At 65.7% G+C, this 22,063-nt stretch carries 22 protein-coding genes; 8 read left to right on the top strand and 14 right to left on the bottom strand.

Annotated elements, in window-relative coordinates; translation table 11 throughout:
* Window positions 1-189: 189 nt before the first annotated feature.
* The 6 genes from U9J41_RS00345 to U9J41_RS00320 form a co-directional block, all read right to left on the bottom strand.
* Window positions 190-1,218, bottom strand: a complete 1,029-nt coding sequence (locus tag U9J41_RS00345) for a type I phosphomannose isomerase catalytic subunit (protein WP_322399617.1) — start codon at window positions 1,216-1,218, stop codon at window positions 190-192.
* A gap of 20 nt (window positions 1,219-1,238) precedes the next feature.
* Window positions 1,239-2,864, bottom strand: a complete 1,626-nt coding sequence (locus U9J41_RS00340; protein WP_322399616.1) for a methyl-accepting chemotaxis protein — start codon at window positions 2,862-2,864, stop codon at window positions 1,239-1,241.
* Between the two features lie 38 nt (window positions 2,865-2,902).
* Window positions 2,903-3,943, bottom strand: a complete 1,041-nt coding sequence (locus U9J41_RS00335; protein ID WP_322399615.1) for an ABC transporter ATP-binding protein — start codon at window positions 3,941-3,943, stop codon at window positions 2,903-2,905.
* 22 nt (window positions 3,944-3,965) lie between these two features.
* Window positions 3,966-6,197: an ABC transporter permease gene (locus U9J41_RS00330; protein WP_322399614.1), complete on the bottom strand. Its 2,232-nt coding sequence runs from the start codon at window positions 6,195-6,197 to the stop codon at window positions 3,966-3,968.
* 85 nt (window positions 6,198-6,282) lie between these two features.
* On the bottom strand, window positions 6,283-7,305 hold the full coding sequence (locus U9J41_RS00325; protein ID WP_322399613.1) for an ABC transporter substrate-binding protein: 1,023 nt from the start codon (window positions 7,303-7,305) through the stop codon (window positions 6,283-6,285).
* 31 nt (window positions 7,306-7,336) lie between these two features.
* On the bottom strand, window positions 7,337-8,524 hold the full coding sequence (locus U9J41_RS00320; protein ID WP_322399612.1) for a porin: 1,188 nt from the start codon (window positions 8,522-8,524) through the stop codon (window positions 7,337-7,339).
* Window positions 8,525-8,873: 349 nt separating this feature from the next.
* Between U9J41_RS00320 and U9J41_RS00315 the strand changes: the two genes are divergently transcribed.
* A complete protein-coding gene (locus U9J41_RS00315; RefSeq protein WP_322399611.1) occupies window positions 8,874-9,554 on the top strand; it encodes a response regulator transcription factor in 681 nt (226 codons plus the stop codon).
* On the top strand, window positions 9,551-10,972 hold the full coding sequence (locus U9J41_RS00310) for a sensor histidine kinase (RefSeq protein ID WP_322399610.1): 1,422 nt from the start codon (window positions 9,551-9,553) through the stop codon (window positions 10,970-10,972). The genes U9J41_RS00315 and U9J41_RS00310 overlap by 4 nt, the downstream gene beginning before the upstream one ends.
* Here the strand turns inward: U9J41_RS00310 and U9J41_RS00305 are convergent.
* Entirely contained in the window at window positions 10,969-11,370 is a 402-nt protein-coding gene (locus U9J41_RS00305; protein ID WP_322399609.1) for a hypothetical protein, read from the bottom strand. The genes U9J41_RS00310 and U9J41_RS00305 overlap by 4 nt on opposite strands.
* A gap of 9 nt (window positions 11,371-11,379) precedes the next feature.
* On the bottom strand, window positions 11,380-11,577 hold the full coding sequence (locus tag U9J41_RS00300) for a hypothetical protein (protein WP_322399608.1): 198 nt from the start codon (window positions 11,575-11,577) through the stop codon (window positions 11,380-11,382).
* Window positions 11,578-11,834: 257 nt separating this feature from the next.
* Here U9J41_RS00300 and U9J41_RS00295 point away from each other — a divergent pair, with 257 nt between their 5' ends.
* A complete protein-coding gene (locus U9J41_RS00295; protein WP_322399607.1) occupies window positions 11,835-12,041 on the top strand; it encodes a hypothetical protein in 207 nt (68 codons plus the stop codon).
* Here U9J41_RS00295 and U9J41_RS00290 read toward each other — a convergent pair.
* From U9J41_RS00290 to rpsO, 3 genes are all read right to left on the bottom strand, one after another.
* Window positions 12,038-12,349 carry a type II toxin-antitoxin system RelE/ParE family toxin gene (locus U9J41_RS00290; protein WP_322399606.1) on the bottom strand — a complete coding sequence of 104 codons (312 nt, stop codon included), beginning with the start codon at window positions 12,347-12,349 and terminating at the stop codon, window positions 12,038-12,040. The genes U9J41_RS00295 and U9J41_RS00290 overlap by 4 nt on opposite strands.
* Before the next feature lie 170 nt (window positions 12,350-12,519).
* Window positions 12,520-14,625, bottom strand: a complete 2,106-nt coding sequence (gene pnp, locus U9J41_RS00285; protein WP_322399605.1) for a polyribonucleotide nucleotidyltransferase — start codon at window positions 14,623-14,625, stop codon at window positions 12,520-12,522.
* 212 nt (window positions 14,626-14,837) lie between these two features.
* Window positions 14,838-15,107 carry a 30S ribosomal protein S15 gene (gene rpsO / locus U9J41_RS00280; RefSeq protein WP_056442303.1) on the bottom strand — a complete coding sequence of 90 codons (270 nt, stop codon included), beginning with the start codon at window positions 15,105-15,107 and terminating at the stop codon, window positions 14,838-14,840.
* A 190-nt stretch (window positions 15,108-15,297) separates the two neighbouring features.
* Here rpsO and U9J41_RS00275 point away from each other — a divergent pair, with 190 nt between their 5' ends.
* The 4 genes from U9J41_RS00275 to U9J41_RS00260 all read left to right on the top strand — a co-directional run bounded on the left by U9J41_RS00275 (window position 15,298) and on the right by U9J41_RS00260 (window position 18,066).
* Window positions 15,298-15,801, top strand: a complete 504-nt coding sequence (locus U9J41_RS00275) for a hypothetical protein (protein WP_322399604.1) — start codon at window positions 15,298-15,300, stop codon at window positions 15,799-15,801.
* Between the two features lie 21 nt (window positions 15,802-15,822).
* A complete protein-coding gene (gene bamE, locus U9J41_RS00270) occupies window positions 15,823-16,341 on the top strand; it encodes an outer membrane protein assembly factor BamE domain-containing protein (RefSeq protein ID WP_322399603.1) in 519 nt (172 codons plus the stop codon).
* 56 nt (window positions 16,342-16,397) lie between these two features.
* Window positions 16,398-17,123 carry a hypothetical protein gene (locus tag U9J41_RS00265; protein WP_322399602.1) on the top strand — a complete coding sequence of 242 codons (726 nt, stop codon included), beginning with the start codon at window positions 16,398-16,400 and terminating at the stop codon, window positions 17,121-17,123.
* A 316-nt stretch (window positions 17,124-17,439) separates the two neighbouring features.
* Window positions 17,440-18,066 carry a phasin family protein gene (locus U9J41_RS00260; protein WP_322399601.1) on the top strand — a complete coding sequence of 209 codons (627 nt, stop codon included), beginning with the start codon at window positions 17,440-17,442 and terminating at the stop codon, window positions 18,064-18,066.
* A 69-nt stretch (window positions 18,067-18,135) separates the two neighbouring features.
* On the opposite strand, the gene pssA is transcribed toward U9J41_RS00260, so the two are convergent.
* Together pssA and U9J41_RS00250 are read right to left on the bottom strand one after the other, a co-directional pair.
* Window positions 18,136-18,996: a CDP-diacylglycerol--serine O-phosphatidyltransferase gene (gene pssA, locus U9J41_RS00255; RefSeq protein WP_322399600.1), complete on the bottom strand. Its 861-nt coding sequence runs from the start codon at window positions 18,994-18,996 to the stop codon at window positions 18,136-18,138.
* A gap of 84 nt (window positions 18,997-19,080) precedes the next feature.
* Complete coding sequence (locus U9J41_RS00250) at window positions 19,081-19,857, bottom strand: SIMPL domain-containing protein (RefSeq protein ID WP_322399599.1); 777 nt, start codon at window positions 19,855-19,857, stop codon at window positions 19,081-19,083.
* A 207-nt stretch (window positions 19,858-20,064) separates the two neighbouring features.
* Here U9J41_RS00250 and U9J41_RS00245 point away from each other — a divergent pair, with 207 nt between their 5' ends.
* Window positions 20,065-20,865, top strand: coding sequence for a PEP-CTERM sorting domain-containing protein (locus tag U9J41_RS00245; RefSeq protein ID WP_322399598.1), 801 nt, complete (start codon window positions 20,065-20,067; stop codon window positions 20,863-20,865).
* Window positions 20,866-20,983: 118 nt separating this feature from the next.
* On the opposite strand, the gene ilvC is transcribed toward U9J41_RS00245, so the two are convergent.
* Complete coding sequence (gene ilvC, locus U9J41_RS00240; protein ID WP_056442168.1) at window positions 20,984-22,000, bottom strand: ketol-acid reductoisomerase; 1,017 nt, start codon at window positions 21,998-22,000, stop codon at window positions 20,984-20,986.
* Between the last annotated feature and the right edge of the window lie 63 nt (window positions 22,001-22,063).

Here is a 22,063-nt window from a genome sequence, read left to right as displayed (position 1 = left end):
TCGGTGCGTAGTCTACCCCGAGCAGAAAAAAATTCACAAGAACTTTTGATACAGCTCAGTACTTTTTATGGAATGACGCTTCACAGCCACGGCAGCGGCTTTGTTGGGAAAATGGATGGACCTCGCCGGTAAAAGCGATAGGAATGGACCGGGCCGCGCTCGACCCAAAATGAGGGAAACCGGAAAAACTTAAACGATAAAACACTCCAGTAACTTGAATCCGGATTCGGTTTCCAGATGGACGGATTCAATTGCCGCGGGGATTAACACGCAGTCGCCCCGACGCACTTCCAGGCGCCCCTGGCCATAATCGATCGCATAGGATCCCTGCACGCAGACATGGATCACGAACGAGTCGAAGGCGTAATTGCGCACGACCGTTTCGGAACACGCCAATAGATCGGTCGTGAAGTGCCGGCACTGCACGAGGCGGGTCGGGCCATTCAGGATTTCCTGATATGGAATGCCGCAATCCTGATCGGCGCCCACGTCTAGCGCGGCGATGGCGTTGTCCGTCTCCAGCGCGCGCCGGCGGCCGTGCGCGTCGACGCGGCCGTAGTCGTGGATGCGGTAGGTCACGTCGGACGCCTGCTGGATCTCGGCGATCAGCACGCCCTTTCCGATGGCGTGGACCCTGCCGGCGGGCAGGAAGAACACGTCGCCGGCCGCGACCGGATGCCGGTTCAGGAGGTCGTCGATCCGACCGGTCGCGAACCTGTCCCGGCACAGGGCCGCGCTGACCGGCCGATTGAAACCGGCAATCAGCGTCGCGCCGGGATCGGCCTGGATCACGTACCACATTTCCGTTTTCCCCGGCGAATCGTGTCGCATACCGGCCAGCACATCGTCGGGATGCACCTGGATCGATAAATCATCCTGCGCGTCGATGAATTTGACGAGCAGGGGAAAACGATTACCGAAACGGGCATATAAGGATTTCCCGATAAGGATTTCCCGATAGTCCCTCAGTAAATCAGAAAGCGATCTCCCGGCCAGCGCGCCATGTTTCACCACCGAATCGTCCGATGGCAATCCACTGAGCTCCCAGGACTCGCCGCAACGGGTCCGCAGCGAAATGTCCTTGCCTAGATGGCTGAATAATTTCTGCCCTCCCCATAATTTATCCTTGTATATACCATTAAATATCAAGGGATATAAATTCGTCATCTTCCTCAAGATAATATTGACATCTTTTTTTGTCGGATGGCAAATATGCATGTCACTCGCCGATGCCGCACTTATTCCGCGACAGGATAATCGTCGGTATTCAAACTTAATCTCGATGACACAATCCGGGGCGGTGGCGCCGTCGTCGTCCGGTCCGCGCCGGTCATATGGAAACGGGCCACGGCGTCGACCAGCCGGGCCGATTGTTTGCGCAAACTTTCCGCGGCCTCCGCCGCTTCCTCGACGAGCGCCGCGTTCTGCCGCGTCATCCCGTTCATGTGGTCGATCGCGACGCTGATGCCGCCGATGCTCGCGCCCTGCTCGGCGCTGGCCGTGGCGATCAGGCTGACCAGTTCGGCAACGCGCCGCACCGCCTTGACGATCTGGTCCATCGTCACGGCAGCTTCGCCGACCAGCGCATGGCCGGCATCGACCTGGGTCACCGAGCCGCGGATCAGCGTATCGATCTCCAGCGCCGCCCCGGCCGAGCGCCGTGCCAGTTCCCGGACCTCGGCCGCCACCACGGCGAAACCGCGGCCGGCCTCGCCCGCGCGGGCCGCCTCGACCGCCGCGTTGAGGGCCAGGATATTGGTCTGGAAGGCGATCGAATTGATCACGGCGATGATGTCGACGATCTTGTCCGAGCTCGCCTTGATCGACCCCATCGTGTCCGATACGCGTGCGGCCACTTCGCTGCCGCGCATCGCGCAGGCGTACGCGGCGGTGCTCAATTCCCGCGCCTGCCGCGCGTTCTCGGCATTGCCGCCGACCGTGTCCTCGAGGCGCGCCATGGCGGCGGTCGTCTGGCGGAGCGTGCCCGTCTGCTGTTCGGTGCGCGCCGACAGGTTCAGGTTGCCCGCGGCGATGTCGCGCGACGCCACGAGCACGTGCTCGCTGCCCTCGGTGATCTGCGCGATCGCCGTGAACAGGTTGCGCTGCATGAGCTTCAGCGCCCGCATCAACTGGCCGGCCTCGTCCCTGCCGCCGGTATCGATGGCCACGTCGAGATCGCCGCCGGCGATGGTGTCGGCGATACGCGCCGCATGCCGCAGCGGCGTCGTGATCGACCGCGTGATGTACACCGCACACAGGGCGCCGAGGAACAGCATCGCCAGGCCGGCGCCGAGCATGTGGATCTGCGCCGTCCGGTAGCGCGTGCGCGAGTGGTCGCGCGTCTGCGCCATGGCGCCCTGCTCGGCGTCGGCCAACGTGTCGAGCGCGCGGATCCAGTCGGCGTACCTGGGGCCGAAATCGGCTTTCAGCATCACGGCGGCGTCGAACATATTCCCCGCCGCGACGGTGGACTGGATGGTCCGCACCACCGGCATCAACGCGTCCTTGCGCCGGCGCACCTCGGCCAGGGCGGCCGCATCGATCGCCGCGTGTTCCAAGGCCAGCTCGGCCCGGTCGTAGTCGGCCAGCAGGCGCACCAGCGCGGCGCCCGCGTCGCTGCCCTCTTTTCCATCCGTGGGCGCGGCGATCCGGCGCATGCTCAGCGCGATCTCCGCGCCCACGTGCCGCATCCGCAGCGCGCCGTTCAGGCTGACCAGCCGGCTGCCGACGATTTGCTCGGTATCGCTCTGCAGTACGCCCATGTTGCCGAGCCCGACGCCGAGCATGGCACCGGCGCACAACAGGACGAGGCCGAAACCCAGCGCCAGCCGCGCGCCGATGTGAAGATTGACGATTGTGCGCATGTATGTCCTCCCGGTGCCGGCGGCATGTCAGCGGGCCATCACGCGCGCAGCACCGACACGCCGCGTTGGTGCATGCCCAGGCTGACCGTGTCGGCCACGTTGCGCGACCGGTCGACGTGGGGGCAGACGACGAACAGTTCGCCGATGTCGGTGGCCACGGTGTACTCGTAGAAGCCGCCGAGGTACGTGGCCTTCAGCACCCTCGCCGCCAGCCCGTACTGGCCGGCGTCGCCCACCATCCACGCCTCGGGCCGCACCGCCACGAGCGCGCGTCCGGACGGAACCGCATCCGGCGCGCGCCAGCTCAGCGGGCCCAGGTGCACTTCGCCGCCATGGGTCACGTTGGCCGGCAACAGCAGGGCCTCGCCCATGAAACCGGCCACGAATTCGCTGTTGGGACGTTCGTACAGGTCCGATGGCGAGCCGGACTGGGCGATCAGGCCGTCGCGCATGACGATGATCTGGTCCGACACCGCCAGCGCTTCGCTCTGGTCGTGCGTCACGTAGGCCACGGTCAGCTGCAGGCGCTGCTGCAACGCGCGGATCTCGTCGCGCATCTGGCGCCGCAGGCGCGCGTCCAGGTTGGACAACGGCTCGTCGAACAGCAGCACGGCCGGCTCCAGCACGAGGGCGCGCGCCAGCGCCACGCGCTGCTGCTGCCCGCCGGACAGCTCGCCCGGCCAGCGCGCGCCGAAGCCTTTCAACCCCACCGTGTCGAGCGCGACGTCGACGCGTTCTTTGGTGCGCGCGCGGTCCACGCCGGCCACCTTCAGGCCGTAGGCGACGTTATCGAAAATAGTCATGTGCGGGAACAGCGCGTAGCTCTGGAAGACCAGGCTGACGTTGCGCTCCGCCGCCGACAGCGTGGTCACGTCGACGCCGTCGATCAGGATCTGGCCGCCGCTCGGGCTTTCCAGCCCGGCGATCATGCGCAAGGTCGTGGTCTTGCCGCAGCCCGACGGCCCGAGCAACGTCGTCAGGGTCCCCTTGGGCACCGTAAAATTGATGCCTTTGACCGCCAGGGCGCCGTCCTTGGTGTAGGCCTTGGTGATGTTCTTGAATTCGATTCCGGGCTTCATGATTGCTCCTCGTTGTTGTTCGTTATGAGATCACCGGCGCTGCCTGCACCTTCTCTTGCTGCTGCTCCTGCTGGCGCTTGCGGCGTCCCAGCGAGCGCTCCCCGACCAGCCACTGGATGACCCAGGTGGCGGCGAGCATCATGAGCGTCAGCACCGTGCAATAGGCCAGCGCCACGCCGTACTCGCCGTTGCCGACGCGGCCGATGATGAACGTGGTGGCCAGCTCGTTTTCGGCGCTCACCAGGAAGATCACGGACGACACGGTCGTCATGCCGCGCACGAACGAATACACGAGCGACGTCACCAGCGCCGGGCGCAACAGGGGAAGAATGATGCGGCGCAGGGTGGTCGGCGTGGACGCGCCCAGCATGCTCGATGCCTCGTCGAGGCTCTTGTCGATCTGCTTGAAGGCGGCCGTGCCGGCGCGGATGCTGACCGGCAGGTTGCGGAACACGAAGCACACCATGATGATCAGGCCGGTGCCGGTCAGTTCGAACGGCGGCACGTTGAATGCCGTGATGTAGGCGACGCCCAGCACGGTGCCCGGCACCGCGAAGGCCAGCAGCGCGCCGAACTCGAAGATGTTTTGTCCGCGGAACTTGACGCGGGCCAGCAGGTAGGCGACGAGCAGGCCGAACAGGGCCGTCACGGGCGCCGCCGCGCCGGCCAGGCGCACCGTCGTCAGCAGCGACTGCCACGCCGCGCCGGTCAGCGTGATGCCGCCGTGCCAGTCGATCCCGAACGCGGTGTGGAAGTGCTGGAACGTCAGGCTGTAATCACGTCCCCACAGCTTGACGAAACCGCCGGCGAACGCGAACAGGTAGATGATGGCGGTGAAGCCGAGCCATGGCACCGCCACGCCCATGGCGACGCGCCGCACCGGCGCCGGCAGCGCGGGCGGGATGCCGTTGTCGCCCTTGCCCGACATGCTGGTATAGCTGCCCTTGCCGAGCGCCTTGCGCTGGAGGACGAAGACGGCGAGCGCGAACGCGCTGAGGATCAGGGCCAGCGACGCGGCGCGGCCCGGATCGATCTGCGCGCCGACGATCGCGAAGAAGATTTCGGTCGAGAGCACGGCGAACTGGCCGCCCACGACGATCGGATTGCCGAAGTCGCTCATCGATTCGATGAAGCCGACCAGGAAGGCGTTGGCCAGGCCCGGGCCGAGCAGCGGCAGCGTGATGGTGATGAACGCGTACATCGGCCTGGCGCGCAGGGTCTGCGCCGCCTCCTCGAGCGTGGGCGCGATGGCTTGCGTGACGCCGCGCATCATCAGGTACGAGATCGGCGTGAACGCGATCATCTGCGCCAGCCACACCCCTTTGGCGCTGTAGAACCAGCGCGAGGGCTCCAAGCCAAACAATTGTTCCAACGCCTCGTTGACGAGTCCGGCGCGTCCGAACAGCAGGATCAGCCCCAGGCCCACCACGAACGGCGGCGTCACGATGGGGAGGATCGACATCACGCGCACCAGCGGCTTGGCGCGCACCAGCGCGCGCTCGGTGAGCAGCGCCAGCAGGGTGCCGAGGATCGTGGTGCCGGTGGCCGTGGCCAATGCCAGGCCCAGCGTATTCCACGCCACGCCGCAGCTTTGTTCCCCGGTGACGCAGCGCAGGCTCCACACGCGCGCACTGGACAGGCGCGCCCAGGCCTCGGTCGCGCTGACCTGCCCGGCGTCGTCGAACAGGGCGGCGCTCAGCGATTTGAGCACCGGCGCCGCGATGAACAGGATCAGCGCGGCGGCGCACAGGACGACCGCGCCGGCGACGAATTCGTTACCCTGGAAATAGCCGAGGCGGGCCAGTCCGACCCCCAGCAGCACCAGCAGGGACAGCAGCACGATCGTCGCGCCCCAGCCGAATCCGAACTGGCCGACCGGGAGCGCCAGCGCGCCCAACTGCAGCGAAGGCCACACCCAGCCTTGCGGGCCGATCGCGTAGCCGGCGCCGAGCATGCCGGCCAGTCCCGCGCCGGCGCTGCCCAGCAATACGAAAGCCTGCGCGCGGCGCGCGCCGAGGAACAGGCCGCCCAGCGCTGCGAACGGCGCGACCAGGGGCAGGAACAGCCACGGACGCTGGAAAGCGGCCGCCTGCATCCAGGCGTTGGCCGCGGTGTCGTCGTGGAGGATCGCGCCGAAGTCGCGCAGCCAGTTGAAGTCGTCCGGCACGCCATACCAGGGCAGTAGTGCGGCGGCCGCGATGGCGAGCAAGGCCCAGCATTCCGGGACACCGCCGAACCAGTTTTTTTGTTTCATGATTGTCTTCCAGTCCCAGGCCGGAGCCTGATGTTGCACGCGGCGCGGTGCCGGCTCGGCACCGCGCCATGGATGGCGCCGCGTTCTAATCGCCGTTGACTTCCTTTTCCCAACGATCGAGCAGGCGCTTGCGCTCGGTCGCCTTGCCGTATTTCTCGAAGTCGTAGTTGATCAGCTTGATGTGGCTGACATCCGGCACGCGCGGATCGACCTTGGCGGCCTTGTTCGACGGCAGCTGGAACTGCTTGGCCGCGGCGCCGAGTTCCTGCGCCTGCGCGGTCAGCGCCCAGTCATAGAAACGCTTGGCGTTGGCCAGGTTGCGCGCGCCCTTGACGATCGACATCGACCCGATTTCGTAGCCGGTCCCTTCGCATGGCGTGACGCTCTTCACCGGGAAACCCTGGATGACTTCGCCCGGCACGTCGTGCACGAAGCTGATCGAAATCGTGTTCTCGCCATGCGACACGTTCTTCAACGGCCCCGTGCCGGACCGCGGGTACTGGCTGATGTTCTGGTGCAGCTTCTTGAGGTATTCGAAGGCCTTGTCTTCGCCGGTGAGCTGGACGAGGGTCGCGATCGCCATGTAGGCGGTGCCGGAGGAATTCGGATTGGCCATCTGCACCTCGCCCTTGTACTGCGGCTGGATCAGGTCGGCCCAGCACATCGGGACGGGCAGCTTTTTCTTGGCCATCAGTTCGGTGTTGTAGGCGAAACCGAGCGGACCGGAATAGATGCCGACGGTCCTGTACTTCGCTGCCTTGGCCTGCTCCACCGCCCAGTCGCGCAGCAGGTTGATGTTGGGGGACTGGTAGGCCAGGGTCAGGCCTTTCTCGGCCGCCTGCAGGTGCGGGTCGCCGGTGCCGCCGAACCACACGTCGGTCTTCGGATTGGCGCTTTCGGCGGCGATCTGCGCGAGCGCTTCGCCGGCCCCCTTTTGCACCATGTTGACCTTGATGCCGGTGGCGCGCGAGAAGGTCGTCTGCACCAGGCTGCACCATTCGACCTGCACGCCGCAGATCACGTTCAGCGTGCCGCCGGACGCGCTGGCCGGGCCGGCGGCGAGCGCCAGCAGGGGAGCCGCGACGGCCCCCGCGATAAATCGTTTCATGTTGTCTCCGTTTAAGTATTGCCGGAATGGCTTAGAAGGCGTAGCGCAGGCCCGCACCGATCGCGCGCGACTGCGCGCCCGTGGGGACGCCGACGCCGCCGGAATCGAAGTCGTAGCGGCCGCGCGCCTCGTTCTTGACGATGGCGGCGAAGGTTTCGAACATCATCTGTTTGTTGAACACGTACTGGTACGCGATGACCGCGTTGCGGGCGCCCGTGTCGTTGCCGTTGCAGGCGCTGCCGTTGCCGTACTCGCAGCGCACGTCGCTGCCCACGCCGACGCCGCCGTACAGGACATGCTTGCCGAAGGCGTGGCGGGCGGAGATGACGGTGCCATGCTTGGTCAGCAGGCTCTTGGCCGTGCCGGTGGCGTCGGCGTCGGACAGGCGCATGCGGTCGTGGCCCAGCCCGAGGACGGTGCCGTCCGGCAGGGTGTAGCGCATGCCGAAGCGGAAGTCGCGGTCGCGCGTGTTGTGGTCGGTGGTGCCGTTCAGCGTGCCCTTGTCGTTGCGCTGTTCTCCCGACACGCGCAGTTCGAGCGGACCGTGGACGTACTGCAGGCCGAGGCTGAAGCTGCCGTCGTTCAGGTGCGGGCTGTTGGCCGTGCCCGTGGCGCTCTTGCCTTCGTTGGTGCTGTAATAGACGCGCGCCGACAGGCCGCCGAAACTGGCCGATTCGAACGCCAGCGTGTTGTCGAAGCGGACGTTGAACTGCGGACCGACGGCCGACTGGCCGCTGGCGCCGGACAGCATGCCCTGGTCGTCCTGCAGGCCCGCGCCCATCGGCGAGAAGTCGGCGGTGCCGCTGTTCCAGCGCGCCGCGGCCGTCATCCGGCCCAGCTTCACGGTACCGACGTTGGCGAACGCGATGCCGACGTAGACGTCTTTCGCGCTGCCGAACATGCCGCCGCTGGTGTTGGCGTTGGCATTGTCGACGGAAATGCCGGTGGTGTAGTTGACCAGGCCGGTCATGCCGTCACCCAGGTCCACCGAGGCGCGGAAGGCCAGCTCGGAACTGACGTTGCTGACCCGGAAGCGGCCCGGCTTGTCCTGGGCCGGCACCGCGGCGTCGACCGCGTCGACGTACTCGAACTGGGCATCGCCCACGCCCGAGATCGCCAAGCGCACCGGACCCGCCGCCACGGCCGACTCGGCGTACGCCGCCGACATGCACACCATCGACACAGCCAAAGCGATACCGCTGATCACCATCTTCTTCATTTCATCTCCTGTAGGGCGCTCGTAGTTGCGCCCATCCCTTGTTATGGAAGCCGGCTGTGCGAACCTTCGCACAGCCGGGCCCTGTGCCGATGTGTCCGCCGGGGGGGGCGGCGTGACGCTCGACTTGGGCGCAGTGTATTGAAGCAATTTATGAATTGCGATATTGCGGTGCCGCAAAAACCCGCCAATCTTGCGGCTGGCTTTCAGCTTCCTTTCAACTCGCTTTCAGTAAGTACCTTTTTCCGCTTGGAAAGTTCATTCGCCTTCCATTTTTTCTCGTGCACAAGTAAATTCGCGGATGTAACAGCAGTGTTCGCGGTACTCCGACTACTCAACGCCCCGAAGACCTATGAAAATCCTGCTTGTGGAAGACGATGCCGACATGTCGAAAGCGCTGGCCCGCGCCCTCGACAAACGCGGTTTCCAGGTCACGACCTGCGCCGACGGCGCCCAGGCCTTCCGCCAGATCCGCGAAGAGACGAACGACCTCGTCATCCTCGACCTGAACATTCCCTCCCTGGACGGCCTGCACATCCTCCAGCGCACGCGCGCCCTGTCGATCGGCGTCCCGGTCATCGTGCTGACCGCGCGCGGCGCGGTCGGCGACCGGGTCGCGGGCCTGAACGCCGGCGCCGACGACTACCTCGCCAAGCCGTTCGACCTGGAAGAGCTGGAGGCGCGCATCCACGCCCAGCTGCGGCGCAAGGGGAATGGGGAAGAGTCGATGCAGAAATGCGGGCGGCTGCGCTTCGAACGCAGTTCGGGCGCGTTCTACAACGGCGAGGAGCCGCTCGAATTCACGCCGCGCGAGCAGGCCTTGCTGAAGGCCCTGATCGCCCGCCCGGGCCACGCCGTCAATCGCGAACGGCTGCTGCAAGTGGTCTTTCCCGAAGACGCCAGCGTCCAGGTCGAGGCCATCGAGGTCGTCATCCACCGCCTGCGCAAGAAACTGATGGCGACCAGGACCGAGATCATGACGCTGCGCGGCGTCGGCTACCTGCTGCGTCCCGAGACCGTGCGGCCGGCATGAAGTTCGCGCTGCGCGACCGCTCGCTGCGCCGTTACCTGCTGGCCGGGATCCTGGCGCCGATCGCGCTGTTCATCGTCCTCAATGCCTTCCGCCTGTACGAGCGCGCGCTCGATTCGGCCAACACGGCCTACGACCGCATGCTGGTGACGACCGCCTATTCGATCGGCAACGATCTTGCAATGGAGAATGGTCACCTGCTCAACGAGGTGGCCTTCGCCGCGCTGGAAGTCTACGAGGCGGGGTTTTCGACCCGGATGATCTACAAGATCAGCGACCGCAACGGCCGGTATGTCGCGGGCGACGAGGACTTGCCGACCTTCCGCAACAACAACGTCCGGTGGCCGAAAGAGCCGACCCTGCTGAAAGTCTACGAAAGCACCTACGGCAGCGCGCCCGTGCGCGTCGCCGCGCTGGCGCAACCGTCGAAGCTGCGGCACCACGAAGACGATCTCATCATCCAGATCGCCGAACCGCTGACGTATCGGCGCGAGGTAGTGAGCGGCATCCTGTGGGGCACGGTGCTCGGACAGGCGCTGCTGCTGGCGGTCGCGGCCGCGGTGACGATGGCCGTCGTCACGCTGGCCATGCGCCCGCTCGACAGCCTGCGCGCGCAGCTCGACGCGCGCCACGAAGACGATCTGTCGGCCCTCCACTGCGCGTCCGCGCCGCGCGAACTGCGGCCGGTGGTGGCGGCATTGAACCAGCTGATGAGCCGGCTGCACCGCACCGTCGACCTGCAGCAGCATTTCGTGGCGAACGCGTCGCACCAGCTGCGCACGCCGCTGGCCGTGCTGCAGACGCAGCTGCAATCGGGACTGAGCGGCGACATCGAGCCGGAACTGGCACTGCGCGAAATGCGTTCAACGGTCGAGCGCGCCACCAAGCTGGCCAATCAGTTGCTGTCGCTCGCCAGGATCGAGCAATTGCGCGGCAAGCCCACGCGCGAGCGGTGCAACCTGGCGGACGTGGCGCGCGAGGTGGCGATCGACCTGTCCCCGCTGATCTCGGACAAGAACCTCGATTTCGAGCTGGACGCCAGCAGCGTCTGGGTCGAGGGACGCCACTGGATGGCCGCCGAGATGGTGTCGAACCTGCTGCACAATGCGATCCGCCACACGCCGGCCGAGTCCCGCCTCGGCATTCGCGTCGCGCCCCTCGACGGGGGCGCCCTGCTGTGCGTCTGGGATTCCGGTCCCGGTATCGCCGACCAGCAGGAGATGCGCGTGTTCGAACCGTTCGCCGCCGCCCACAACTCGAAAGGCGGCGGCCTGGGGCTCGCGATCTGCGCCGAAATCGGGGTGTCGATGCACGCCGAACTGACGCTGTGCAACTGCGGCGCGGCGGGCGCGGTCACCGGACTGGAGGCGCGGGTCCGCTTCGCGCGCCGCCTTGCCGACCCGGGCGACCCGGCCGCCTAGGCGCCGCGACGCAGCGCCGTCAACCAGGCCGCCGCCATGTCGGCCGTCGCCAGGATCGCATCCAGCACGCCGCGTTCGTCCGGCAGCGATCCGATGGGCACCAGGCGCAAGCCGATATAGCGGCCCTCGTCCGCATCCCAGAGGAATTCCATGTGCTGCCCGTGCGGCGGCCGGTATCCGCCCTCGCCGCACGGCGGCAGCATGGCCGTGATCACGAGGGCATTCTCGTCCGGCGCATGCAGGGCGGTACGCGTCAGGATATCGCCAAACCGGAGCTCGAGCGTGGGCATGCCGCCCTCGTCGTCGCCGGCCAGCTCGATCAGTTCGCGCAGCAGCGCCCTGATCCGCGCCGGCGAACCGTCGAGCGTGCCAGGGGCAGTGCCGGCATCATGTTGCACGTGTCCCCCTTATGCCGTCTCTCCGCCTTTTCGCGGCAGGCCCCGCATATGGCCCCAGTCGACGTCGTCGCTCAGGTGTCGCGCGGCGGGACCGCGCGCCGTCACCACCAGCCTCCCGTCGCTCAACGACGCGCAGGCCGGGTGCCGGTCGGGCTTCGCCGGCGGTTTTTTAGAGAAAAAATGTTGGATGAAGAATAGTTTGTCCATGATGTCCAGTCGTCGGCTGCCTGATCGGCACTGGGCATATGTGCGCGGGCGCAGGCCGACGGTTCCGCGCACGGCGCGAAAATCCAGCCACCTCATTCATGGACTTCAATCAAATTATTCACTGTCGTGATATCACTGCGCTGTCCGGCCAGCAAGATATTTACCGGGGGAATGCCGAGTATTTGAACTTGAAATTGGATTTATATCTCATCCGTTCCGATAATGTCCGTACAGTCAAACGAAACGGAAAGAAAAAAATGAACATCGCAAAAAACATGGAAGCCGTCTTTCTCGCAGCCCTGGTCGTGGCAGTGAGCATCTCGAACACCTTCGCCGCCCCCGCCGCGCCCCTGCAACTGGCCGCCCGGCCGGTCGTCCAGGCCGTGCCGACCGCACCGGCCATCACGATCGTCATCGTCGGCAAGCGCCTCACGGCCGCGCAGAAGGCCGCGCTGGCGGCCTAAGCAGCCAGCAGCCGGCGGCGCAACAGCGATTCGAGATCGCGGCCCGTATGGCAAACGATGTGGATGTAGAACGCGTCGCCCGTGCGTTCGATTATGATGCGCTGCCGGCCCGCGGGGAGCTCCCGGTACTGGCCCAGTTGAAGCTCCTCCAGTTCCCGCACATGGACGCCCTTGGATGGCCAGTCCTTGAGCGATCCGACCTCGTCGCGGATATGTTCGATCACCTTGTTGACGAACGCCACTGACTGGTGCATCTTGGGGTGGGCACGAAGTTCGAGCCGGGCGAACAGATCACCATGATCGGTCACTTGCCTTCTTCGATTTGTTTCTGGCCATGGGCAAGGACGGTATCCTGCCATGGCGCAACCAAATTAAGCGCTGCATTCAGCACATCGTCCGTACCGATAAAAAAAACCGCCAGGCTCACGCACTGGCGGTTTTTTTGTCTGGCGGGACGCCGCGGCGCCCCACCACCGGCTTACTGCGCCGCTGCCGCGTCGTCCGCAGCCGCTGCCTTCATCGACAGCTTCAGGCGGCCGCGCTCGTCGGTCTCGAGGACCTTCACGCGCACTTGCTGGCCTTCCTTCAGGTAGTCGGCGACGGCGTTGACGCGCTCGTTGGCGATCTGCGAGATGTGCAGCAGGCCGTCCTTGCCCGGCATCACCTGCACGATCGCGCCGAAGTCCAGCAGCTTCAGCACGGTGCCGTCGTAGGTCTTGCCCACTTCGACCGATGCCGTCAGCTCTTCGATGCGGCGCTTGGCTTCCTGGCCGGCGGCGGCGTCGACCGAGGCGATGGTCACGATGCCTTCGTCGGTGATGTCGATCTGCGTGCCGGTCTCTTCGGTCAGCGCGCGGATGACGGCGCCGCCCTTGCCGATCACGTCACGGATCTTTTCCGGGTTGATCTTGATGGTGATCAGGCGCGGGGCGAAGTCCGACAGCTCGGTCTTCACGGTCGGCATGGCCTTCTGCATCTCGGCCAGGATGTGGTGACGGCCTTCCTTGGCTTGCGCCAGTGCCACCTGCATGATTTCCTTGGTGATGCCCTGGATCTTGATGTCCATCTGCAGCGCCGTGATGCCGTTGGCGGTGCCGGCGACCTTGAAGTCCATGTCGCCCAGGTGGTCTTCATCGCCCAGGATGTCGGTCAGGACGGCGAACTTGCCGCCTTCCTTGATCAGGCCCATGGCGATGCCGGCCACGTGGGCCTTCATCGGCACGCCGGCGTCCATCAGCGCCAGGCAACCGCCGCAGACGGAAGCCATCGACGAGGAACCGTTCGATTCGGTGATTTCCGACACCAGGCGGACCGAGTAGCTGAACTCTTCCGGCGCCGGCAGCGCGGCGATCAGCGCGCGCTTGGCCAGGCGGCCGTGGCCGATCTCGCGGCGCTTCGGCGTGCCCACGCGGCCCGTTTCGCCGGTGGCGAACGGGGGCATGTTGTAGTGCATCATGAAGTCGTCGGTGTACTCGCCCATCAGCGCGTCGATCTTCTGGCTGTCGCGGCCGGTGCCCAGCGTGGCGATCACGAGCGCCTGGGTTTCGCCGCGGGTGAACAGGGCGGAACCGTGGGTGCGCGGCAGGACGCTGGTGCGGATCGAGATCGGACGCACGGTGCGGGTGTCGCGGCCGTCGATGCGCGGCTCGCCTTCCAGGATCTGCGAACGCACGACCTTGGCTTCCATGTCGAACAGGATGTTGCCGACTTCAGCCGAGTCGGCGTCGATGCCCTGCCCGGCCAGGCCTGCCATCACTTCGGTCGACAGCGACTTCAGCTTTTGCTGGCGCGCCGACTTTTCGCGGGTCTGGTAGGCGTCGCGGATCTTCGCGTCGGCCAGTTGCGCGACCTGCCCGATCAGGGTTTCGTTCTTGGGTGCCGGCGACCATTCGACTTCCGGCTTGCCGCCTTCTTCGACCAGCGCATGGATCGCGTCGATCACGGCCTTCATCTGCTCGTGGCCGTAGACGACCGCGCCCAGCATGATTTCTTCCGACAGCTGCTGCGCTTCGGATTCGACCATCAGCACGGCGTGTTCGGTACCGGCCACGACCAGGTCCATCTGCGACGTCTTGAGCTGGGCGGTGGTCGGGTTCAGGATGTACTGGCCGTTCGCGTAACCGACGCGCGCGGCGCCGATCGGGCCGTTGAACGGGATGCCGGCCACGCACAGGGCGGCCGAGGCACCGATCATCGACGGGATGTCCGGATCGATTTCCGGATTGACCGACAGGACGTGGATGATTACCTGGACTTCGTTCAGATAGCCTTCCGGGAACAGCGGACGGATCGGACGGTCGATCAGGCGCGACGTCAGCGTCTCCTTCTCCGACGGACGGCCTTCGCGCTTGAAGAAACCGCCCGGGATCTTGCCGGCGGCATAGCTCTTCTCGATGTAGTCGACGGTCAGCGGGAAGAAATCCTGGCCCGGCTTCGCGTCCTTCCTGGCCACCACGGTCGCGAGGACGACGGTGTCTTCGACCGACACGAGGACGGCGCCACTGGCTTGACGGGCGATTTCGCCGGTCTCGAGGGTGACGGTATGGTCGCCGTACTGGAAGGTTTTCGTAACTTTGTTAAACATGGGTAATCCCTTTCTATTTGCCGACAGATTTTCAGGCGCTGTCGTTCACCTCAACTACGTTTTTTTCCTTCGTTTTTCGGGGTCAGAGCACGGTTTTCACGGGTGTGCTCTGACCCCGACTGACTACAAAAACGAAAAATGCCCGCGACAGTAAAACTGACGCAGGCATTTCGAAGCTTGTGCCGTCTGGCGCAATGCTCAGGAACTGCTGATTACTTACGCAGGCCGAGCTTGGAGATCAGGTCGCGGTAACGGTTCAGATCCTTGCGCTTCAGGTAAGCCAGCAGGCTCTTACGACGGTTGACCATCATGATCAGGCCGCGGCGCGAGTGGTGGTCCTTCTGGTGTTGCTTGAAGTGGCCGTTCAGATCGTTGATGCGGGCGGTCAGCAGTGCAACCTGGACTTCCGGCGAACCGGTGTCCTTGTCGCCGCGTGCGTTGTCCGCGATGATCGCGGCCTTGTTGATGTTTTCTACGGTCATGATGTTGCCTTTCACATGCGGTGCAAGAGTCGGAACCCAGCGCACCGTGAATTAATAAAAAACCTGGCCGGAAGGCCAAGACCGGGAAGTATAGGTGAAAATGCGGCCAGGAGCCAGTGTTTCGTCGTCTTCCGTTAAAATCGGCGGGTTGGCGATGCCGTTCCGGCACGCCCGATGATGCGACCATACCATGAACAATCCGACCAAGAACATCGCCGCCGCCTTCGCACTCGCCCTGTCCCTGTCCGCCTGCGCGACCTTCAGCCGCACGCCGCCCGCCGGCACCCCGCTGGCCGAGGTGACGGCGAAATTGGGCAAGCCGGATGCCGTGTATCCGGATCCCGCCGGCGGCCAGGTGCTGGAATACCGCGGCCAGCCGATGAGCCAGTACCAGCACATGGCGCGCATCGGCGCCGACGGCCGGCTGGTCTCGTACGACCAGGTGCTGACGAGCGAAAACTTCGCGAAGGTGCAGCCCGGCCACTGGACGAAGGACGACATCCTGCGCAACTTCGGCCGCCCGGCCGAGGTCGGGCGCGCGCGCGCGAACGGCTTCGAAGTCTGGTCGTACCGCTACAAGCAGGACGGCGTCTGGGATTCGTTCATGAACATCTATTTCAACGGCCGGGGCGAAGTGCACCACACGGACATCACCCCCGATCCGCTGCTCGACGACCGCTCGAAAGGCGTCTGACCGCGCCAACGGAGGAATGCGATGACCACCCGATTCCGTTCGACGCCGCGCGCGGCCGGCGTGGCGCTCGCCGCCGCGCTGGCCCTGTCGGCCTGCACCACGCTGCTGCGGCAGCCGCCGCCCGCGGGCGCGCCGCTGGCCGCGGTCACGGCGCAGCTGGGCCAGCCGAACGCCGCCTACCCGTTGCCGGACGGCGGGCAGATGCTCGAATACCGCGGCCAGCCGATGGGACAGTTCCAGTACATGGCGCACATCGGCCCGGACGGCCGCCTCGTCTCGTACGACCAGGTGCTCACCAGCGAGAACTTCGCGCAGGTCAAGGTCGACCGCTGGACCCGTGACGACATCCTGCGCCACTTCGGCCGCCCCGCCGAAGTCTCGCGCGTGTACACGCACAACTACGTAGTCTGGTCCTACCGCTACAAGGAAGCCGGCGTGTGGAATTCGATGATGAACGTCCACTTCGACGAACAGGGCGTCGTGCGCCAGATGCTCAACGGGCCGGACCCGATGTACGACGACCGCTTCCACCGCCGCTGACGGCGCGCGACAATGTGTGAGAATGGCACGCCCGGCGCTGGCTATACTGGGACGCCATGATCGCCACCGCTCCCGCCCTCCTTCCGCCGCGCGACCGCCGCCCTGCCGGCATCGCCGCCACGGTGCTCGTGCATGCCGTCCTGATCCTGGGCTGGCAGGCGACGCGCCGGCTGCCTCCCGTCGCGCCGGAGCCCCCACGCACGACCATCCAGTGGATACGCCTGCCCGCGCCCGCCGCGCCCCTGCCGCGCCGCGAGGACGAGCGCATGGCGCCGGCCCGGCCGCACGTGGTCCCGCGGACGAATGCGATCACGCTGGTGCGGCCGACGCCGCCTGCCGCACCGCCGGCCGTGAGCGCCCCCGCCGCGGCCGCATCCGCACCGGCGGCGCCTGCCGCGCCGTCCGCCGCCGCCGCGCTGCTCGAACGGGCACGCCGCGACGCGGGCGCGGTCGACCGCGCGCTGCGCAAGGAAAATAACCCGTACATCGTGGCGCCGCTGGACAGCCCGCAGATCCGCCTGCGCAAGGGCATCCAGGCCGCGGCCGACATGGCGCCGAACGCGTGGTACGAAGCGCCCAAGACGGCGGAACTTGTGAACAATACGGGCGACGGCGCCCGCCGCACGCGCGTCATCACGGGCGGCGGCACCTATTGCATGACGGAGCGCTCGCCCGCGACGAGCATCGACATGGTCGAAAAGCACGGCAAGTGGAGACAGACCAATTGTCCGGCGCATGAATCGACGGCCAACGGGCAGGAATGGCGCACCGCGCGCGATTGACAGGGTGCGCCGTGCCCCCATGACAGACCTGCTGCGTCGCAGCAATTTCGTTTAAAAGCCGACAGGATACTGTACAAAAAAACAATTGGCCGCTTGCGTGGGAAAACGCTGATGCAAGTCATTTATTTCGCCCGCACGATTGAAAAAGCGGTTGAAATGTCATCGAAATGGTCTAGTCTAACGAACTCGCGCTAGTACGCATTTTGCGAAGTAGCGTGATTGTGCGGTGCAAAATTATCGAGGTCTATTGATTTTTGGCATCTTCATGCCAGGGCATCGCATTTCATAGAGCGGATACACTTTAATGAGGTCATCCATGTTCCTATTCTCGCAATCGGTTACGCCCGCAATCCGTTCGCACCTGGACGCCCAGGTCGCCTTCCTCAACGACATGTCGAAATCGTGGTCGCGTTCGATCCAGAACATCGTCGAGGCCAACATCCAGTTGAGTCAGACACTGCTCGAAGAGAGCAGTATCGCCGGCCAACAACTGCTGACCACCAATCATCCGGCCGAGATCATCTCGGCCGCCGCGTCGCGCGCCCAGCCCGCCGCGGACAAGCTGCGCGCCTACCAGCAGCACCTGTCCCGCGTCATGGCCGACTCCCAGGTCGAGATGGCCCGCGTGGCCGAGCAGCACGTCCCCGAGACCTCGCGTACGGCCAGGACGCTGGCCGACGAGGTGGCGCGCGTCGCGTCCGAAGAGACGCAGAACAGCCTGCGCACCCAGCAGGACACGCTGAAGAACTTCCGCGATCCGTTCCAGCACGCCGGCGCCAGCGGCAGCGTGCACCGCGGCAATCTGCAAAGCGGCGGTAACGGCGCGGAGGCCGGCATGCACGCCGACGCCGATGCGCGTGACGGCACGTTCCGCGGCAATGTCCAGGGCGGCCAGCAGACCGGCCAACAGGGCCCGCAAGGCAAGCCGGCCAAGGCCAGCTGACGCCGGCCGGAAAGGATCATCGCAACAGCGCCCCGGAAGGGGCGTTGTCGTTGGTGGACTCCCGCCGTTTCAGCGCCGCTCGCTCGGGTCGAGCGTCTCTTCATCCGTCTGGATGATGCTGACGGGCTTGCCCTTGGCAAGACGCCACAGGTACACGACGTAGCCGGACAGGCCGTACACGACGAACAGCGGCCACAAGACCTTGGGCGGGTCGATCGCCAGCAGCGCCAGCGCAAGAGCGATCAGGAACACGACGATGAACGGCACGGACTTGCGGAAATTGACGTCCTTGAAGCTGTAGAACGGCACGTTCGTGACCATCGTCAGGCCGGCGAACAGCGCGATGCCCCACGAGATCCAGTCGACCTTGCGCGCGCTGACGTTGATGTCCGGGTCCGTCATCATCATCACGAAGCCCACGACGAGCGCGGCGGCGGCCGGGCTCGGCAAGCCCTGGAAGAAACGCTTGTCGACCACTTCGATGTTCGTGTTGAAGCGGGCCAGCCGCAGCGCGGCGCCGGCGCAATAGACGAACGCGGCGATCCACCCCAGCTTGCCCAGGCCGCGCAGCGACCATTCGTAGATGACGAGGGCCGGCGCGGCGCCGAACGAGACCATGTCGGACAGGCTGTCGTACTGGGCGCCGAATTCGGATTGCGTGTTCGTCAGGCGGGCGACGCGGCCATCCAGGCTGTCCAGCACCATCGCGATGAACACGGCCCAGCAGGCCTGGTCGAAGCGCTGGTTCATCGCCATCACGATCGCGTAGAAGCCGCCGAACAGCGCGGCCGTCGTGAAGGCATTCGGCAGCAGGAAGATGCCCCGGCGCGGGCGGCCCGCGGCGGCGTCGGACTTGCGGACGCGGCTGAACCGGGCGAAGCGGGGTGCCTTGATGGCGCCGGGTTTGCGGCGTCGGGGAAGGTTCGGCATAGGTTTCTTTTTCTTAACAGTGCGCAGCGGCGCGGGACCACGCCATTATAGTGTCCGCACCCCCGTGTTAGCGAACCACTATCGTCAGCGGAATTTCACCTTGCCGACGAGACGCATCTGCAACGTCGTTTCCCCCGGCTCGAAGCTCGGTTCCGGCATCTCGGCCACGTCGGCGCGCTTGGCCGTCATGCGCATCATCGTCGGCACCGCCTCGGCCTGCCCGCCGGCGTAATTGCCGCTGCCTTCGAAGTCGACCGTGTCGATGACGGCATCTCCGACGTTGCGGCCCATCGCGCGCGCGATCGATGCGATGCGCTCGTTCAGGTTGCGGTACGTCGCCGCGATGCGCTCGTCGTCGAGGCGCTTCGACAATTCCGGACTCAGGTGGTAATCGATGCCGTTCAGGTTGAGGATCTTCTGCGCGGCCGCAACCGTCTTCGGCAGCCCCTGCAGGTTGCGCGTTTTGACTTCGAGATATTGGCCGACGCGCCAGCCGACCGGGATGCGGCGCGCCGCGGGATGCGCCAGCGGACGCGGACCGTCCGGCACTTCCGGATAGACAGGGTAGGTGTAGTAACCGACCGTCTTGAGTTCCGCCTGCGGGTCCTCGCGACGCACGGTGTCGGTGCCCTGCTTCATCTTCTGGTTGACGCGGGCCGTGGCCGCGGCGCGGTCCTTGTCCTGTTCCTCGACCGCGAACGTGACGGTGGCCTCGTCGTTGGCATGTTTCACTTCGCCGAACGCGGGCACGACGACCAGCGTGCCGCTCGTGGTGGCGACGGCCGGTGCGGCCTGGACTTGCGCCTGGGCCGCGAACGCGCAGGTCAGCGCGGACAGCAGGACGAGTTTTTTGATGGACATCGTTGTTCTCCTTGATGGCATGCGCGGCGTGGTGCCGCGGCACGAGAACGATAACCGGTTTTGCGCGGAAGTCGAGTTTGTGTAATGGAAAGTTGCAATTGATTGCAAAGGAGTGCAGTTGCGCACGCCATACACGGCGCGACGCATGCGGACGCGACCGTGCTAAGTTAGCCCGATCATCATGCCGTTCGCGTCGAGGAGAAGATCATGCGCATCGCCTTGTCCCTGCTGGCCGCGCTGGCCGCGTCCGCACCGGCCTGGGGCCAGGTCCAGGGTACCGCGGAGGCCACGAACCTGCGCTACACCCTGACCGACCTCACGCCCGCCGACGGCCTCGCGCCGGCCGTGAACTTCACGAATGGGCAGGCGGTCGCGCTGAGCGTCCAGAGCCTGCTGATGGCGCCCGGCACGCGCCCGGACGAGCACATCGCCGACGTCACGGCGACCACGCCCACGACGCTGTCGCGCAACTGGACGCCCGAGGTGCACGTGGACGCCAGCCTGGGCCGGCTCGGCGTGCGCACGGCGCTCGACGTCGACACCGCGCCCGATGCGTTCACGCGCGGCGCCGCGACCGCGACGCTGGCGCCCTGGTATTTCACGCTGGCGCCGCACACGGGCATCGCGTTCTCGTTCGACGTCGCCATCGCCATGGCCCTCGACGAGGGCGCGACCGCCAGCGAATACGGCGGCGCCAACGCCTTCGCGACGCTGTACTACCGCACCGCCTCGGGCGCGTGGAGCGCGCCGATCGTGGACGGCCTGTTCGGCTCGGCCGGAACGAGCCAGGCCGGCGACTTTCCGTCGTCGTTCGACCTGACGCGGACCGCGACGGTGAGCTGGGCGAACACCGGCGACACGTGGATCGAGGGGCATGTGATCTATGACGTGGGCGTCTCGGGCGAGATCCAGGGCGGACCCGCGCCGGTGCCCGAGCCGGGGGAGTGGGCGATGCTGGTGCTGGGCGCCGGATTGCTGACCGGCGTGGCGCGACGACAGCGAATCTGAGCGCCCCCAAAAAAGCGTCGCCCCCGCGCAGGCGGGGGGCCCAGGTTCCAGCGTTGCGGCAACGCCGGATTGGGCCCCTGCCTGCGCAGGGGCGACGGTACTTCAGCGAACTAAACGATCAGTTCTTCGACTGGTCGACCAGCTTGTTCTTGGCGATCCACGGCATCATCGCGCGCAGCTTGGCGCCGACTTCTTCGATCTGGTGCTCGGCCGTCAGGCGGCGGCGCGAGATCAGGGTCGGGGCGCCGGCCTTGTTTTCCAGGATGAAGGACTTGGCGTATTCGCCGGTCTGGATGTCCTTCAGGCACTGGCGCATCGCGTTCTTCGTGTCTTCGGTCACGACGCGCGGGCCGGTGACGTATTCGCCGTATTCCGCGTTGTTCGAGATCGAGTAGTTCATGTTGGCGATGCCGCCTTCGTAGATCAGGTCGACGATCAGCTTCAGCTCGTGCAGGCACTCGAAGTAGGCCATTTCCGGCGCGTAGCCGGCTTCCACCAGCGTTTCGAAGCCGGCCTTGATCAGCTCGACGGTACCGCCGCACAGCACGGCCTGCTCGCCGAACAGGTCGGTTTCGGTTTCTTCACGGAAGTTGGTTTCGATGATGCCGGCCTTGCCGCCGCCGTTGGCCATCGCGTACGACAGGGCGATGTCGCGCGCCGAGCCCGACTTGTCCTGGTAGATGGCGATCAGGTGCGGCACGCCGCCACCCTGGCGATAGGTGCCGCGCACGGTGTGGCCCGGGGCCTTCGGTGCGATCATGATGACGTCCAGGTCGGCGCGCGGCACGACCTGGCCGTAGTGCACGTTGAAGCCGTGCGCGAACGCCAGCACGGCGCCCTGCTTGATGTTCGGCTCGACGTTGTTCTTGTAGACTTCGGCGATGTTCTCGTCCGGCAGCAGGATCATGACGACGTCGGCGGCCTTGACCGCCTCGTTGACTTCAGCGACCTTGATGCCGGCCTGTTCGACCTTGCCCCAGGACGCGCCGCCGCGGCGCAGGCCGACGGTGACATTGACGCCCGATTCCGTCAGGTTCTGGGCGTGTGCGTGGCCTTGCGAGCCATAGCCGATGATGGCGACGTTCTTGCCTTTGATGAGGGAGAGGTCGCAGTCTTTGTCGTAGAAAACTTTCATGATTATTCCTGTACTTTTATGTGTTTCGTTATGTGTTCGGTGGGCTCGGGGAGCCCACCCTAC

Origin of the sequence: Massilia luteola, from assembly GCF_034420155.1 — a bacterium.
GTDB lineage: Bacteria > Pseudomonadota > Gammaproteobacteria > Burkholderiales > Burkholderiaceae_D > Telluria > Telluria luteola.
Note: the sequence above shows the minus strand (reverse complement) of the source record. Positions and strands in the feature narration are given on the sequence as shown.